Source organism: Ureibacillus sp. FSL E2-3493 (assembly GCF_038077515.1).
GTDB lineage: Bacteria > Bacillota > Bacilli > Bacillales_A > Planococcaceae > Ureibacillus > Ureibacillus halotolerans.
The window spans coordinates 1,452,258-1,467,853 of record NZ_JBBOPK010000001.1; the positions used below are offsets into that span (position 1 = coordinate 1,452,258).

A 15,596-nucleotide genomic window follows, 5' to 3' on the forward strand; every position below is an offset into this window, starting at 1 on the left:
TCGAAAGAAATGTTATCAAAACTTGGACCACTATTCGGGTTAATTTTATTAATAATCGTCGTATCGATTTTAAATCCAAGTTTTTTATCAATCGCAAATATTTTCAACGTTTTACGTCAAGTTTCTATTAGTGCTATTATCGCATTTGGTATGACCTTCGTTATTTTGACAGGCGGTATTGATTTATCCGTTGGGTCCACATTAGCTTTAACCGGTGCAATCGCTGCAAGTCTTCTTGCAAGTGGGACAGATCCATTTTTAACAATGGGTATTGCTTTAATTATTGGTTTAATTTTAGGAGCAATTAACGGTGTTATTATAACGAAAGGGAAAGTGGCGCCATTTATTGCAACCCTTGCAACAATGACAATTTACCGTGGATTAACTTTAGTATATACAGATGGTCGACCTATTTCTGGTTTAGGGGATCATTATTCATTCCAATTATTCGGTAAAGGTTACTTTTTAGGTTTCCCTGTACCGGTAGTCACAATGGTTATTGCCTTCGTTATTTTGTATTTTATATTACAGAAAACGACTTTCGGTCGCCGTGTTTATGCAGTCGGTGGTAACGAAGAGGCTGCAAAGTTATCTGGGATTCATACAGATAAAGTGAAAATTGCAGTTTATGCTATTACTGGTTTCTTAGCTGCATTAGCTGCTTTAATCCTTACATCCCGTTTAAATTCAGCTCAACCAACAGCTGGGGAATCCTATGAATTGGATGCAATTGCTGCGGTTGTATTAGGTGGTACGAGCTTAAACGGTGGTAAAGGTTGGATTTTCGGAACATTAATTGGTGCATTAATTATCGGTGTATTAAATAATGGGATGAACTTAATCGGTGTCTCTTCCTTCTGGCAACAAGTTGTCAAAGGGATCGTTATTTTAATTGCAGTATTAATGGATCGTAAAAAAACTGTTTAGGAGTTTTCGAAACATGAAAAAGTTTAAATTATTATTTGCAACGTTAATGTTACTAGTTCTCACTGCCTGTTCCATGGAATCACCGTTTTTAGAAAATGCGGAAGAAAGTACAACAAATGAAAACTTTAAAATCGGTTTTTCGATTTCTACGTTAAATAACCCATTCTTCGTTACATTAAGCGAAGGGGCAGAGGCAAACGCAAAAGAGCAAGGGGCAGATATTTCAATCGTCGATGCCCAAGATGATGCTTCGAAACAAGCGTCTGACGTGGAAGATTTAATTCAACAAGGGGTTGATTTAATTTTAATTAATCCGGTTGACTCTTCTGCAGTAGGTTCTGCTGTTGAATCTGCCAATGCTGCTGGAATTCCAGTCATTACAGTTGACCGTTCAGCAGAAAGCGGAGAAGTTGTATCGCACATCGCTTCTGATAATGTGGCCGGTGGTGTATTAGCAGGAGAATATTTACTTGAATTAGCGGGTGAAGGGGCAAAAGTAGCGATGCTGGAAGGTACTGCCGGTTCATCGGCAGCCCGTGATCGTGGGGCAGGTTTCCTTCAAGCAGTGGAAGGGAAAGTCGATATCGTAAAAAGCTTAACGGCTAATTTTGACCGTGGAGAAGGCTTAACGGTAATGGAAAACATGCTTCAAGCAAATCCAGAAATTGAAGCAGTGTTCGCTCAAAATGATGAAATGGCATTAGGTGCATTGGAAGCAATTGAAGCTGCCGGTAAAAATATTGTTGTTATCGGTTTTGATGCAACAGATGATGCCCTTGCGAAAATTAAAGAAGGAAAACTTGCAGCGTCCGTAGCTCAAAAACCGGAAGAAATAGGTAAAGCGGCTATTAAAACTGCTGTAGCTTACTTAAATGGGGAAAAAGTAGAAGAATTTGTTCCCGTTGAATTAGAATTAGTAAAATAACAAAAACTGCAGTACCATTGTTTTTTTAGCAATGACTACTGCAGTTTTATTAATTTCCTTCAATTACGGAATTGAATTTTCCCTTTACTATTCTTTTCTTTTGTCGTAAATAGTTGATCTAAAGACATTAATTTGCTTCCGGAAAATAATAAATAAAGAGCCATTGCAATTAATGCAACATTATATTCATAGCCATCAAAGAAACCTTGTTCAAATTTCACAGTAACAATAGCTCCTACCATAATACCAATCATAAGTATAGAAACAAAACGAACTGAAAATCCGATAATTAAAAAGAATCCACCAATTAATTCAATACTAGTTACACCAAATCCCACAATTTCAGCATAAGGAATTTGATAGCCTTGAAATCTACTAATCGTTTCAGCGATTCCTTCTTGGAACTTCGTCAAACCGTGTAGAAGAAAAATACCTCCTAGCACAATTCTTAAAAACAATCCACCAACCTCATTTTTGTACATATTTTTTCCCCTCTCGTAATCTTCTTTGTATTATCTTATTGTGGCTAGTCCCAATATAATACTGATTAAGGGAAATAGTTCTTCATTTAGTTGAAATCATTTCTATATATATAGTAGTTTCATCCATTATAATAATGGGAAGAGGAGATGATTTTTGTGTTAAAGGAACTAAAAGTTGCGGTTCAAGAGATTTATGACCAATTTGATGCTAGTCATGATTTTCAGCATATCGAGCGGGTTTTACAAAATGCCGAGGCAATCCTTGCAACGGAGCCTGATGCTGATGGGGAGATTGTTCGAATTGCCGTCTTATTACATGACGTGAGTGATAAAAAATATAGCGATAGTAAAGAAACTGAAGAAAAACTTTTAAACCTTTTAAATCTGTCTGAAGAAAAGAAACAACATATAAAAGATATTATTGAAAGTGTTTCGTTTAATGGTGGAAATGAAGTAGAAGCAAAGACAATTGAAGCAAAAATTGTGAGAGATGCGGACCGTTTAGATGCCATAGGAGCAGTAGGTATTGCACGTACGTTTGCCTATGGTGGAGCAAAGGGGCGGAAATTATATGACGACGCAGAAGAAGTGAGGGTGCAAATGACGGAAGAGGAATACCATTCTAAAAATACGGCTTCCGTAACCCATTTCTATGAAAAACTATTACTTCTAAAAGACTTAATGACAACGGAGAAAGGGAAGCAAATGGCACAGGATCGCCATGCCTTTATGGAAGGATTTTTAGAACAGTTGAAGAAGGAAAGGGCAGGAAAAGCTTAATAGCAAACTTCTTCTATTATAAAAGTAGTTTTAAGTTTACAATTTTAAAATTACGAAGGAGAAATGGATTCAATGAGTGCTATGAATGCATTGGAGCAGTATATTACCGCAACAAATACCCATGATTTTGAAAATGTTAAACCATTACTACACCCTAAAGCTATTTATTGGTTCTCTGATAAAACTTGTACCACATTAGAAGAAATTCAACATTATTTTGAAGATGCATGGAATACAATAAAAGAAGAAAAATACGCTGCTTCCAATATACAATGGTTAGTAGTTGAGGAAAATACGGCAACATGTATTTACAATTTCAACTATGAAGGACAATTTAATGGAAGTTTTATAACTGGAAGTGGACGTGCGACCAATGTGTTCGTAAAAGATCATGAGCAACATTGGAAGTTAGTTCATGAACATTTAAGTAGTATAAAATAAATTAAATTATATTCGGATTATGAAAAATGCTGATGGAGATTTCCATCAGCATTTTTTGATGCAATTGATAATGAAGCTTTTCGGAATCAATTTTTATAAAAATCTATTAAAAATAATGATAATACTATTATAGTCAACATAGACTTTAGATAGTGCCATGATGGAAACAGAAACTATTTAGATGGGAGAGAATAATATGTCAACAGTAGTTCAGTTAAATTCAAAGGCTGCACAGTTTATTTCGAAGCCGTTAAAAATGTTCATTGGTGGGGAATGGATAGAGGCACAGTCAGGGAAAAGAATAGAAGTGCGAAATCCGGCAGATGGTTCCTTAATCACAACTGTTCCAGAGGCGGATAAACAAGATGTTGACTTAGCAGTTGCTGCTGCTAGAAAGGCATTTGAAACAGGTCCATGGCCTGCAACGAAGCCAAATGAACGGGCAAAGCTTCTTTTAAAGTTAGCCGATTTGATTGAAGAAAATGGAGAAGAAATGGCTCATTTAGATACATTGGATTATGGTCAACCATTATCAACGACGTTAAATTTTGCTAGAGCAGCAGCGGATAATTTCCGTTACTATGCAGGATGGACGACCCGTTTAAATGGTGAAACGATACCATCAAGTCAACCGGGTAATATATTCAACTATACACGTCGTGAACCGTTAGGGGTATGTGGTGCAATAGTTCCATGGAACGCTCCATTTATGAATGCGATGATGAAATTATCAGCTCCTTTAGCTGTAGGGAATACAGTTGTCATTAAACCATCTGAAGAAACACCGCTCAGTTTATTAAGGGTAGGGGAATTAATTCAAGAGGCAGGCTTCCCTAATGGTGTTGTGAATATCGTAACAGGTTATGGTCCAACGGCAGGAGAAGCAATTGCCACACATCTTGATGTAGATAAAGTTGCGTTTACAGGCTCTACTGCAGTAGGTAAAAAAATACTTCAAAATAGTGCGACGAACATTAAAAAAGTTACTCTGGAATTAGGTGGCAAATCTGCTCATATCATTTTTGCAGATGCAGATTATGAATTAGCTTTACAAAATGCTGCTAATGCAGTGTTCTGGAATACTGGACAAGTATGTTTTGCAGGTTCGCGACTATTTATTGAAGATAAAATTTATGATAAGTTTTTAACCGATTTAGCAGATTACTCTAAGAAATACAAAGTAGGAAATGGTTTTGATCCAACAACTGTCATTGGACCTGTTATTTCAGCGAAACAAAAAGAACGGGTTTTAAATTATATTGATATTGGCCAACAAGAAGGGGCTGAACTAATTGTTGGTGGGGAAGTTAAAGAAGGCGCGTTAGCCAAAGGTCACTTTGTACGTCCAACTGTGTTGGCAAATGTCAATAATACAATGACTGTTGCACGGGAAGAAATTTTCGGTCCGGTCGTATCAGGAATTCCATTTAAAGATACGGAGGAAGTAATCCATTTAGCAAATGATACAGACTATGGATTAGGTGGGGGGATATGTACGACAAACTTAAGTAAGGCGCATAAAGTAGCCCACGCTCTGAAAACGGGAAATGTTTGGATTAATACGTACAACATTACAGAGCCAGGTTCACCATTTGGCGGATATAAACAAAGTGGATTAGGTCGAGAGAATGGTTTTGCCTCTATTGATGCCTATACAGAAATTAAAAACATTTGGGTGAATATCGATTAATTAAAAGAAATAAACTTTTAGCGGCAAATAGTAAATAGGGGACTATTTGTAGATAAATAAAAATGGTTCTATGTCAAATGTTGGGGTGAAGTGATATTACACGGCACCCCGATTATCCTAAATGAATCCCAATTTTCTTAGATAAATTATTTAATAAAATTTTCGCTTTAAAGTGTTCATAGCTTCTAAAACCATAAGCATTACGCTTCAAAACTTTTGATTTATTATTAATTCCTTCTAAAAAACCATTTGAATATCCAAAACTTAAACTATTTAAAATTTCAACTTGCCAATTTTTTAGCGTTTGAATGGCCTTTAAAAATGCCGGAATATTTGCTTTTTCTACCTTTCGGTAAAAGGCTTCTAATCTTTTTTTTATTTCTATCAAATCATTTGAAGTTTTTGCCCAATCAAACCATTCGCAGTAAGCTTCTTTTAATTCATAGGCTTGCTTTAGTTCCTTCGACATTCCTATGTAACGATTTAAGTACCAACGATTCGTTTCTGTTAACTTATCAAATCGTTTATATAGTACATGACGCATTTTCTTACATTTCTTTCGATCATATGCATGCCATTCTTTTTGAACATTTCGACGTACTTCATCTAGTGCCCAGTAAATATAACGACAATAATGAAAGCGATCCGCAATAATAATCGGGCGATTTAACGCCTTCCTAACTGCTGCTTTAAAGCTTGGATTCATGTCCATAACCACAATTTCTACATCTGCACCGTATTTCATCAAGTAATCCTTAATGGTTTCTTTTCTACGATTTGGTAAAATATCAATTGGTTCATGTGTTTCCGCATTGGCAATAATTAATTGATAAGTTCCCGCATCGGTATCTGCTTTATATTCATCAATCGCGATACATTTTGGTAAATGAACCCCTTCATTTAATTGTTCCTTTACTACTTCTTTAAAGCGACGAATCACTGTTGAGCTTGATGTACCAAGTACTTCAGCTGCTTCTTTAAATGTTTTTGCCTTTATTGAACGGATTCGTACAACTTGATTCCATTCTTTCGAGAAACGTTGATATTTATCCACGAAAGGGGATTTTTCTGAAAAACGTTTCCCACATTGGCATACATAACGACGACGTTTATAAAAAAGGACGGTTAATCGTTCAAACCATTTTAAATGATTAATTTTTTGAATTCGATAATCATGGACTTTTGATGTTATATTCTTGCATGCTGGACATTGATGTTCTTTTTTTGGTATGGAAACGTGTAGAACAATACGTTCCCCCATCTCCTCCACCTTATGAACAGTTACACCTTTTAATCCTGGAATATTCATGTTAAAATTCATTTGCACGTATCACCTTTCATTGCTTGTTTCTCGACAATTCAAGTATATAGAAATCGGTGATTACGTGCTTTTTTATTTATGAAATTTTTTCAAACCCCAACAAATATTATAGAGCCATAAAAATAGCCTTCTAAATGATCATTTAGAAGGCTAATAACTATAAGTGAATTAAACTCGTCCGAAACCTACTAAGTATGGTTTCCACCAAGCTGCGTTGATTGATTCGATTTTTACACCACGATTTTGAGCATTTAACATTTGGCCATTTCCTAAGTAAATACCAACGTGGGCAATACCAGAACCATAGCTAAAGAATACTAAATCTCCTGCAGTAGCTTCACTTTGGCTAATGCGAGTTGTTGCTAAATATTGTGCTCCAGAAGATCTTGGTAAGCTAATACCTGCTTGTTTGTATGACCAATAGATAAGACCTGAGCAATCAAATCCAGTAGATGGGCTGCTTCCGCCATATACATAAGACATACCGATGTATTTTTTCGCTTCAGCGATAGCTCCTGAAAGACCAGATGCAACTGGTTTAGAAGATTCTGTAGCTTTTTGTTTTGTTTCTGTTTTCGCTTTAGTCTCTGTCGTACTGTTCGTTCCTTGACTTTCAGTATTTGCAGAGTTTTGTGTTCCTTGACCTTGAGCATTTGCTACAAAGGAAGTGTTTTGTAATTGACGTAAAGCTAACGCTTCTTGTTCTGCTTGACGTTGTTCAGCTTCTAAACGTTCTTTTTCCTTTTGATCAGCGATCTCTAATTTTAAACGTAAAGATTCAGCTTTATTTTCAGCAATAATTGTATCTAATTCAGCTTCTTGTTCTTGTAATTGTTGGAATTGAACGCGTTGTTGTTCTTCTACTTTTTTAAGTTCTTCTTTTTGATCAGCTAATTTTTTATTATCTGCTTCATGTTGAGCAATTAATTGTTGGTCAGCGTCTACAATTGTTTTAACAGAAGATACGCGGTCAACTAAATCTGCAATACTATCAGAACTAAAAATTACTTCAATATACGTATCTAAAACGGAATCTTGGTTTTGATACGCTACTAAACGGTCAGAAATAATTGTTGAACGTTCTTCGATTCGTTTTTGTGTTTCTTCGATTGAAGCATTAATTTCTGCAATTTTTTTAGTTGTTGCATTAAATTCTTCCGATTTAACGGCTAAAGTTTTTTGTAAAGATGCAATTTGATCATTTAATTGTTGTATTTTTTGATCAACACTCGCTTTTTCAGCTTCTAATTGTTGAACTGTTTCAGCATGAGCGTTGATTGATGTCATTGTGAAAGTAGATCCGAATGTTATTAAAGCACTTAAAGTAAGCACTCCACCCATTTTCGAGTGAATTTTCATTACTTCCAGCTCCTTTATCCATATTTAATTTTTATGAAATGTACCTTTATTTTCTAATTTAATCTAGTTATAACTTTAACAATTAGCGTACTGTCACTCAAGGTCATTTATATTTCATTTACTTTTCTTTTGTGTAACTTGAATATTACATTTGTTACATATTATTTAGAAATATTATAATTTCTCCATTTTATTTATACATATATAGGTAGTAGTTTTATAGTTCAACGTGTCATTGGGAAACCGTAAGCAATGCAATTCAATAGAAAATCCATTATAATGAAACAATAACTATATAGTCTAAAAGGTTGACCTATAAAATTGCTTAATAAAATGGAATTTTACAATATTCATTTGTAAAAAACAGAAGAGAAGGAATAATATGAGTCATTTAATTGTATCGAATTTAACAAAAACAGTAGGCGATAAGACGTTATTTAAAAATATCGAATTTACCATTTATGAAGGGGAACGTGCCGGATTAATTGGAATTAATGGGACGGGAAAGTCAACACTTTTATCTATTCTCGCTGGTGAACAAGAGGCAGATGTGATTGAACTAGACCATCCCAATAAGTATCGGATTGCCTATTTACCTCAAGAGCCCCAATTTCAAGAAGGGGAAACGGTATTACAAGCTGTATTCTCTGGTGATTCCCCTATTTTACAATTAAATAGAGAATATGAAGATACGGTCTCTTTACTATCTGAGAATCCTCAATCAGAAGAACTTCAAAATAAGTTGTTCCGATTGCAACAGCAAATGGATAGTGAGAAAGCATGGGATGTTAATGCTCTAGCAAAACAAGCATTAACAAAACTTGGAATTGATATGTATGACCAACAAGTTACAAAACTTTCTGGCGGTCAACAAAAACGTGTTGCATTAGCAAAAGTATTAATTGAACCGGCCGATTTATATTTATTAGATGAGCCGACGAACCATTTAGATGTTCAATCGACGGAATGGTTACAAGAAATGGTGTTACGTCTTAAAGGAGCAGTCATTTTCATTACCCATGATCGTTACTTTTTAGATGAAATTTCTACCCATATTTATGAATTGGCGAATCAAACATTGTTTCGCCATACGGGGAATTACGCAGATTATTTAGAAGCCCGTGCTATTCGCGAGGAAATGCATGCAGCAAGTCAAGAAAAATTACGAAACCGATATCGTTCCGAGTTAAAGTGGATTCGCCGGGGTGCTAAGGCTCGAACAACAAAACAAAAGGCGAGAATTCAACGCTTTGATGAATTGGATTCGAAAATTGAACGGGGATCAAATGATGCGAATTTAGAATTATCCCTTGCGACAACCCGCCTTGGAAAAAAAGTAATCGAGGGTGAAAAATTATCAAAGGCTTTCGGTAATAAAATCATTTTAAAGGACTTTGATTTTTTATTACAATCAGGTGACCGTATCGGTATTATCGGTGCGAACGGATATGGAAAATCGACTTTGCTAAATATTTTAGCTGGAGAACTTGAACCAGATAGTGGAGAAGTAATTGTTGGTTCTACGGTTAAAAGAGTTCATTTTAAACAAGTATTACCTAGCATGAATGAAAATCAACGAATGATTGAATATATTCGGGAAGCTTCCAATGACATAACAGATGCAGAAGGGGTAAGATATTCTGCTGCTCAAATGCTTGAAAGATTTTTATTCCCACTACATACCCACGGTACACCAATTGGAAAATTATCTGGTGGGGAGCGAAAAAGACTTCATTTATTACGCTTACTTATGGAACAACCAAATGTTTTACTACTTGACGAACCGACAAATGATTTAGATATTGAAACGTTAGGTGTGTTAGAAGATTTTATTGAACATTTTCCAGGTGTTGTCATTACGATTTCCCATGACCGCTTTTTCCTTGACCGAATAGCTAAAAAACTTTGGGTTCTCAACGGCCAAGGGAATGTTGAAGTAAATCTTGACATCTATAGTGATTATTTGGAAAAACAAGCATTGGCACAAAAAGTAGAAGCAAAAGAGTTAAAAGAAGTGAAAGAGGAAAAGCCTAAGCAACAAAAAGTCAAAAGTGAAAAGAAAAAACTTTCTTTTAAAGAGCAAAAGGAATGGGAAACTATTTCAGATGATATCGCTAAAGTGGAGGAACAAATCCTTCAGACAGAAGAGGATATTTCGAATGCTGGCGCTGACTATACAAAGTTGCAGCAACTTACAGAAGCACTTGATGAGTTAAATAAAGAATATGAACGTTTAATTGAAAGATGGACTTACTTAGACGACATAGTAAATGGATAGGAGAGATCATATATGAAAATTGTAACAATTGAACCAACACCAAGCCCCAATTCAATGAAAGTTATTGTAGATGAAGAACTACCCTTTGGTAAAAGCTATAATTACACAAAAGAAAACGTTAGTGATGCTCCTGAAGCGATTCGTTCGATTTTAGCAATTGAAGGTGTAAAAGGTGTCTACCATGTAGCCGATTTTTTAGCGGTCGAACGTAACGCAAAATATAATTGGGAATCTATCTTATCTGGTGTCCGGGTAGCATTAGGTGAAAAAGGTGAAGCAACGCAACAAGAAGTGCAAGCTGCCGATCATTTTGGTGAAGTATTTGTCCATGTTCAAATGTTTAGAGGACTACCCCTTCAAGTAAAAGTGTTTGATTCTTCATCAGAACATCGAGTTTCTACCGGTGACCGATTTGTACAAGCGTTCCAATCGATTGAAGTAGATAAATTTGATGATAACTATATTTTAGAAAGAAAATGGGTAGATTTCGGAGTACGTTACGGTGACAAAGAAGACATTGCTAATCAAATTGTAGAAGAAATTTATGCGACATATCCAGAAGAGCGTATTGCTCAAATTGTTGATGCCGCAAGTAAGAAAAATACCGTTACATTAGAACGGGAAAAAGTAACGTTGGAACAGTTTATCGCAGCTAGTGATTGGCAAAAACGTTATCAATTATTAGATCAAATGCCAGATCCGGAAGTAGAGGATTTACCCCTTCTAGAAAAAGCATTAGAAGATGACCAAATGTCCATTCGGCGGCTAGCAACGGTTTATCTAGGAATGATTGAAGATGTGGCGGTTGTACCATATTTAAGTCGTGCTTTAAAGGATAAAAGTTCTTCTGTTCGCCGTACAGCTGGGGATTGTATGAGTGATTTAGGCTTTTCTGAGTTTGAACCATTCATGATTGAAGCGTTAAAAGATCGAAACAAACTTGTACGTTGGCGCGCGGCCATGTTTCTATTTGAAACAGGTACAGAACAATGTTTACCTGCACTGCATGAAGCTGAAAATGATCCGGAATTCGAAGTGAAACTCCAAGTGAAAATGGCCATTGCGCGTATCGAGCAAGGGGAAGAAGCAAAAGGTTCTGTTTGGAAGCAAATGACAGAAAGAAATGTAACTGAATAATATGAAAGACCGCTTGATGAATCCATCAAGCGGTTTTTAAATGGTTAAATTAGATGCTATAAAACTATACCTTTACGAAGTACTTGCTTGTTTTTCTTCAGAAGGATTTGTTTCGATTGTCGTTGTTGGTTTAAATATGATATATAAAATGCTTCCAAAAATTAATATAATCCCAAAGGTTTGTAATAATGAAGGGATAAATGATAAAACGAGTACATCAAGTAAAATAGCCACTACAGGATCGACAAAGGTTAAGACCGATACGACCATTGTAGGTAAATTTCGTATACTATCAAAAAACAAATAATAAACAAAACCGGTGTGGATAATTCCTGTTCCGAGAATGTATAGCCAATTTGAAACGGTTAGCCCATTAAAAACTGTGAAATCACAGAGGGGCAGAAGTATAACAATTCCGACAGTTGTCTGAATGTATGTCATCGAATAGGCTGATAAATTGTGAATCGTTTTACTTGTAAGCATTGTAAGTGCATAACAAATAGCAGATAACAATGCCCAAACAAAGCCAGAATTCATCAATGAATTTATTGATTGGAAATTATCTATTCCAACTATCAAAATACTACCGATAAAGCAGACGACAGTCGCGAGTATAGCTTTTACGGTCATCCGTTCCTTTAAAAATATTGTTCCAAGAATAAGGACTATTATTGGAGCTAAATTGTAAATAGAAATGGTTATAGAAATTGACATTTCGTTAAATGCTTTAAATAAAAATACCCAGTTTAATACTAGAAATATCCCACAAAGACACGTTTGGAGTACTTCTCTTTTATTCCATTGTTCCGTTTTATGACCACCGGTAAAGTACCATAAAATACTTAAAAATAGTGTGGCACAAATACAACGGATGAAAACGAGTTCTACTGCTGGAATACCAGTATTAATCGTAAAAAAACCGATAGAGCCAAAGATGGCCATGGCAATTGCCAGTTTAATGGCTGCACCTATATTCATTTTAATCCCTACTTTCACCCTCAATCATTAACCACTATAGCAAAATACCATAAAAAGATAATATAATTTCAAATTTTTTTGATTATTCTTTTAAAAAAATAGAAAAGTCTATGGTTATAGGGGAAATGGTATAAAAATACTGGATGGTTGTAAGTGGCAAAGTTTTTGAGTGTAGAATTGGAGAGTAAAAATATTATGATATAAAAAGATTAGGATTAAGTTTGCTGATGAAAACTTAATCCTTTTCGTTACTTATGTAAGTTATTTTTTGTTATTGAATTGCCATGTGCTGGATAAAGTCATCACGGATCTTTTCGGATTGTTGTTCGCCATCTAAAAGAAGAACGCCGATTTGATAGTCCTTTTGATCATCTTCAACTACGTATTGTAGGTTGACTTCGGATAATTTACCTTCTACATCACAAGATCCTTTATATTCTACGACATGTTGATTTCGTTGGGTTTTAAAATAAACCCATTTTCCTTCTTTACAATGATTAGAAAAAGCTTGGTCAAATGTTTGATTACTAGTTTCGTTAATCGTTTTTTCTTTAATGTACGTAATGTACTCATTATCGGTAATTTCTTCCTGCGGTCCGTAAAAATACCAAAAGATTGCGATGATGAGAATTGGTACGATCCATAAAATGGTACGTTTCGAAACATTTTGCAAAACTATCCCCCCTATTGATGTAAAAATATTATAGCAATCTATGTATACTATTTCTATAAAATGTTGAAATCTTCTACTTCGAGCACTTAGTATATTATTTTGTATAAAATAAATTTAAGTTTTAAATAGTTATTTCGTTAAATGAAAGATTTTAAAAATATAGGATTCTACTTTATACTAATCATTAAGAAGGGGGTATTCTGTCAATGACAAAAGCATTATTAATCGCAGAAAAACCGTCTCTTATGCGTGATATACAAAAAGTATATAAAAAGTTGCAGCTGCCTTTCGAAATCGACTTTGCATCCTTTGTCGGTCACGTAGTGGAATTGAAAGAACCTCATGAATATAAACCGGAATGGAAAAAGTGGGATTTAAATGTTTTGCCAATGATACCAGAACGATATGAATTTCGCGTGAAAAAATCAGCTTATAAAGTATATAAAGAGATTGAACAATTATTAAAAACGAATCATTATGACTTTATTATTAATGCATGCGATGCCGGTATGGAAGGAGAAAACATTTTTTATTCCTTCTATAAAAAAGTTGGTTGCAAGCTTCCGGTGAAACGGTTTTGGACGTCCCAAACGACAGATGGAGCTATCCAAAAAGCGTTGTTACATCTAATCGACGAACAAGATGGACTGATTCGTAACTTACGAAATGCCGCCATGTATCGCTCCATTTTTGACTGGTTAATTGGTTTAAACTTAACGAGGGCGGCTACTGTAAAAGGTGGAAGGGTCATTAAAATTGGGCGGGTGATGACACCGACTCTAGCGATTGTCGTTAAAAGAGAACTAGAAATTCAACAATTTCAACCGGAACCTTACTTTCAAATTGAAATTGAATTAGGGCAATTTAAAGCTCTATGGTTTAATCCGGATAAAAATGAAAATAAATTGAAATCAAAAATAGAGGCGGAACAAATTCTTTCTAACATTGGATCAACAGTAATTGTTCGTGATATGAAAACTGAACGAAAAATAATGACTGCTCCGCCACTCCATTCACTATTAGAGTTGCAAAAGGAAGCGAATAAGTTCTTTGGATTTACTTCATCGGAAACATTAAAAATTGCGCAAAGTTTATATGAAAAGAAACTGATTACATATCCTAGGACCGAGTCAAAACATTTACCAACAGCTTTTGCTCAAAATATTCAAACGAACTTACAATCCTTAAGGTCATTAGAGGAATATGAAGCAATTGTTCAACAAATTGTACAAAATCCAGGGCAAATGCAAAAAACGATCCGTTCTAAAAAATATGTTGACGATAAAAAGTTAACAGATCACCATGCGATTACAGTAACAGAAGTACCGATTGGAAAGAAAAAACTCTCTCCATCAGAGTTAAAGATTTATCATCTTATTGCGAGAAGATTATTGGCAATCTTTTTGCCCCCATATGTAATCGATAAATCGGAAATCCTTTTACAGTCTGAGGAAAACTTCTTTAAAGCAAACGGTAATGTAGTCATTGATAAAGGATATACGATTCTTTATGAAGTATTTAAAAAGAAGCAGGAGGAGCCTCTACCAACACTACGAATTAATGAAGAAATAAGGATTTTTGAGAAAAAATTATTGTCTAAAATGACAGAACCACCCGCTCGATATACGGATAGTACCTTATTAGATGCGATGTTTCACGCAGGTAGATTTATTGAAGATAAGGAACTGCAAAGAATATTAAAGGATGCAGAAGGAATTGGAACTTCAGCAACGCGGGCGGAAATCATTGAAAAGCTCATTTCTATTGGAATGATTGCAAGAAATGGGAAATCCTTTATGGCTACTCAATTTGGAATTGATGTGATTACGAGTATTGGGGAGCATGATATCGTTTCACCGGAATTAACAGCGATATGGAGTAAAAAACTGAAAGATATTGTTGATGGTCAACTTAGCTCAAGCCAGTTTTACAAAGAAATGTTGCAATACGTAAAAAATACGACCCAAGGTTTTATTAATTTAAATATGAATGTTGCAGAAAAAACCATTGAGGTGGTAGGGAACTGTATTCAATGTGGCAGTCCAGTAGTCGAAGGTTTTAAAGGGTATAGTTGCACGAAGAAAGGGTGTAAATTTTTCATCAGTAAATCGATTATGAAGGGGAAAATTACTCCTGTCGATGCGAAAAAATTATTAAGTGGTAAGGAAACAAGGGAAATCCGATTTACTTGGAAAAGTGGTAAAAAGGGGAAAGCCCGATTAAAACTAAATGGCGAAAAATTAGAATTTGTTTTTAGCGCGCCATCCCGAACTAAATAAAAATTGAATGAAATATTTCCTCTCTAAGTTAAGAAATTACACATGAATGTAATGATTTCTTTAACGATGAAGAGGTTTTATTTTTGAAAAAAAGTAAGGATTTTCTATTTAGGATTCTTTTTAAAAGTTATAAAAGAGCGGAAAGAATTGTTATAAAGGAGAAATTTTTCAGTTTTTGTGTTGTCGTTAAAGACTATTAACATAAATCCTCCTATTAATAGGATAGGAAGATTAGAATGGTTGTCTTATAAGAAAATTTGTATGGATATAACAATTATTTCTATCTTGCTAAACCGTCAACATAGTATATAATTAATTGACGAAAT

General features: G+C 34.9%; 13 protein-coding genes. 8 read left to right on the forward strand and 5 right to left on the reverse strand.

Features of this window, described 5'->3' with window-relative positions; translation table 11 throughout:
• The first annotated feature begins 9 nt into the window (after nucleotides 1-9).
• Nucleotides 10-927, forward strand: coding sequence for a ribose ABC transporter permease (gene rbsC, locus MHH69_RS07390; RefSeq protein WP_122970995.1), 918 nt, complete (start codon nucleotides 10-12; stop codon nucleotides 925-927).
• Nucleotides 928-940: 13 nt separating this feature from the next.
• Nucleotides 941-1,852, forward strand: coding sequence for a ribose ABC transporter substrate-binding protein RbsB (gene rbsB / locus MHH69_RS07395; RefSeq protein WP_122970977.1), 912 nt, complete (start codon nucleotides 941-943; stop codon nucleotides 1,850-1,852).
• Nucleotides 1,853-1,911: 59 nt separating this feature from the next.
• Here the strand turns inward: rbsB and MHH69_RS07400 are convergent, their stop codons facing one another.
• The gene (locus tag MHH69_RS07400; RefSeq protein ID WP_341362021.1) at nucleotides 1,912-2,334 is read right to left on the reverse strand and encodes a DoxX family protein; all 423 of its coding nucleotides are present in this window, start codon (nucleotides 2,332-2,334) and stop codon (nucleotides 1,912-1,914) included.
• A 147-nt stretch (nucleotides 2,335-2,481) separates the two neighbouring features.
• Here MHH69_RS07400 and MHH69_RS07405 point away from each other — a divergent pair, with 147 nt between their 5' ends.
• The 3 genes from MHH69_RS07405 to MHH69_RS07415 all read left to right on the forward strand — a co-directional run bounded on the left by MHH69_RS07405 (nucleotide 2,482) and on the right by MHH69_RS07415 (nucleotide 5,245).
• A complete protein-coding gene (locus tag MHH69_RS07405; RefSeq protein ID WP_341362022.1) occupies nucleotides 2,482-3,114 on the forward strand; it encodes an HD domain-containing protein in 633 nt (210 codons plus the stop codon).
• A 72-nt stretch (nucleotides 3,115-3,186) separates the two neighbouring features.
• Nucleotides 3,187-3,555, forward strand: coding sequence for a YybH family protein (locus MHH69_RS07410; RefSeq protein WP_122970980.1), 369 nt, complete (start codon nucleotides 3,187-3,189; stop codon nucleotides 3,553-3,555).
• A 196-nt stretch (nucleotides 3,556-3,751) separates the two neighbouring features.
• Complete coding sequence (locus MHH69_RS07415) at nucleotides 3,752-5,245, forward strand: aldehyde dehydrogenase family protein (RefSeq protein WP_122970981.1); 1,494 nt, start codon at nucleotides 3,752-3,754, stop codon at nucleotides 5,243-5,245.
• A gap of 112 nt (nucleotides 5,246-5,357) precedes the next feature.
• Here the strand turns inward: MHH69_RS07415 and MHH69_RS07420 are convergent, their stop codons facing one another.
• Together MHH69_RS07420 and MHH69_RS07425 are read right to left on the reverse strand one after the other, a co-directional pair.
• Nucleotides 5,358-6,572 carry an ISL3 family transposase gene (locus tag MHH69_RS07420; protein ID WP_136292374.1) on the reverse strand — a complete coding sequence of 405 codons (1,215 nt, stop codon included), beginning with the start codon at nucleotides 6,570-6,572 and terminating at the stop codon, nucleotides 5,358-5,360.
• Nucleotides 6,573-6,734: 162 nt separating this feature from the next.
• Nucleotides 6,735-7,925 carry a C40 family peptidase gene (locus MHH69_RS07425; protein WP_341362023.1) on the reverse strand — a complete coding sequence of 397 codons (1,191 nt, stop codon included), beginning with the start codon at nucleotides 7,923-7,925 and terminating at the stop codon, nucleotides 6,735-6,737.
• Nucleotides 7,926-8,307: 382 nt separating this feature from the next.
• Here MHH69_RS07425 and MHH69_RS07430 point away from each other — a divergent pair, with 382 nt between their 5' ends.
• Together MHH69_RS07430 and MHH69_RS07435 are read left to right on the forward strand one after the other, a co-directional pair.
• Nucleotides 8,308-10,203: an ABC-F family ATP-binding cassette domain-containing protein gene (locus tag MHH69_RS07430; protein WP_341362024.1), complete on the forward strand. Its 1,896-nt coding sequence runs from the start codon at nucleotides 8,308-8,310 to the stop codon at nucleotides 10,201-10,203.
• A gap of 12 nt (nucleotides 10,204-10,215) precedes the next feature.
• A complete protein-coding gene (locus MHH69_RS07435) occupies nucleotides 10,216-11,340 on the forward strand; it encodes a conserved virulence factor C family protein (protein WP_341362025.1) in 1,125 nt (374 codons plus the stop codon).
• 72 nt (nucleotides 11,341-11,412) lie between these two features.
• On the opposite strand, the gene MHH69_RS07440 is transcribed toward MHH69_RS07435, so the two are convergent.
• Both MHH69_RS07440 and MHH69_RS07445 read right to left on the reverse strand, forming a co-directional pair.
• Complete coding sequence (locus MHH69_RS07440; protein WP_341362026.1) at nucleotides 11,413-12,318, reverse strand: DMT family transporter; 906 nt, start codon at nucleotides 12,316-12,318, stop codon at nucleotides 11,413-11,415.
• A gap of 271 nt (nucleotides 12,319-12,589) precedes the next feature.
• Nucleotides 12,590-12,991 carry a glucosamine 6-phosphate synthetase gene (locus tag MHH69_RS07445; protein ID WP_341362027.1) on the reverse strand — a complete coding sequence of 134 codons (402 nt, stop codon included), beginning with the start codon at nucleotides 12,989-12,991 and terminating at the stop codon, nucleotides 12,590-12,592.
• Between the two features lie 206 nt (nucleotides 12,992-13,197).
• Between MHH69_RS07445 and MHH69_RS07450 the strand changes: the two genes are divergently transcribed.
• Entirely contained in the window at nucleotides 13,198-15,270 is a 2,073-nt protein-coding gene (locus tag MHH69_RS07450; protein WP_341362028.1) for a type IA DNA topoisomerase, read from the forward strand.
• The last annotated feature ends 326 nt before the right edge of the window (nucleotides 15,271-15,596 follow it).

Coding starts and splice junctions, on each gene's coding strand:
- MHH69_RS07440 (WP_341362026.1), bottom strand. CDS start 12,318: ATGAATATAGGTGCAGCCATTAAACTGGCAATTGCCATGGCCATCTTT.
- rbsB (WP_122970977.1), top strand. CDS start 941: ATGAAAAAGTTTAAATTATTATTTGCAACGTTAATGTTACTAGTTCTC.
- MHH69_RS07425 (WP_341362023.1), bottom strand. CDS start 7,925: ATGAAAATTCACTCGAAAATGGGTGGAGTGCTTACTTTAAGTGCTTTA.
- MHH69_RS07400 (WP_341362021.1), bottom strand. CDS start 2,334: ATGTACAAAAATGAGGTTGGTGGATTGTTTTTAAGAATTGTGCTAGGA.
- MHH69_RS07430 (WP_341362024.1), top strand. CDS start 8,308: ATGAGTCATTTAATTGTATCGAATTTAACAAAAACAGTAGGCGATAAG.
- MHH69_RS07450 (WP_341362028.1), top strand. CDS start 13,198: ATGACAAAAGCATTATTAATCGCAGAAAAACCGTCTCTTATGCGTGAT.
- MHH69_RS07415 (WP_122970981.1), top strand. CDS start 3,752: ATGTCAACAGTAGTTCAGTTAAATTCAAAGGCTGCACAGTTTATTTCG.
- MHH69_RS07405 (WP_341362022.1), top strand. CDS start 2,482: ATGATTTTTGTGTTAAAGGAACTAAAAGTTGCGGTTCAAGAGATTTAT.
- MHH69_RS07435 (WP_341362025.1), top strand. CDS start 10,216: ATGAAAATTGTAACAATTGAACCAACACCAAGCCCCAATTCAATGAAA.
- rbsC (WP_122970995.1), top strand. CDS start 10: ATGTTATCAAAACTTGGACCACTATTCGGGTTAATTTTATTAATAATC.
- MHH69_RS07410 (WP_122970980.1), top strand. CDS start 3,187: ATGAGTGCTATGAATGCATTGGAGCAGTATATTACCGCAACAAATACC.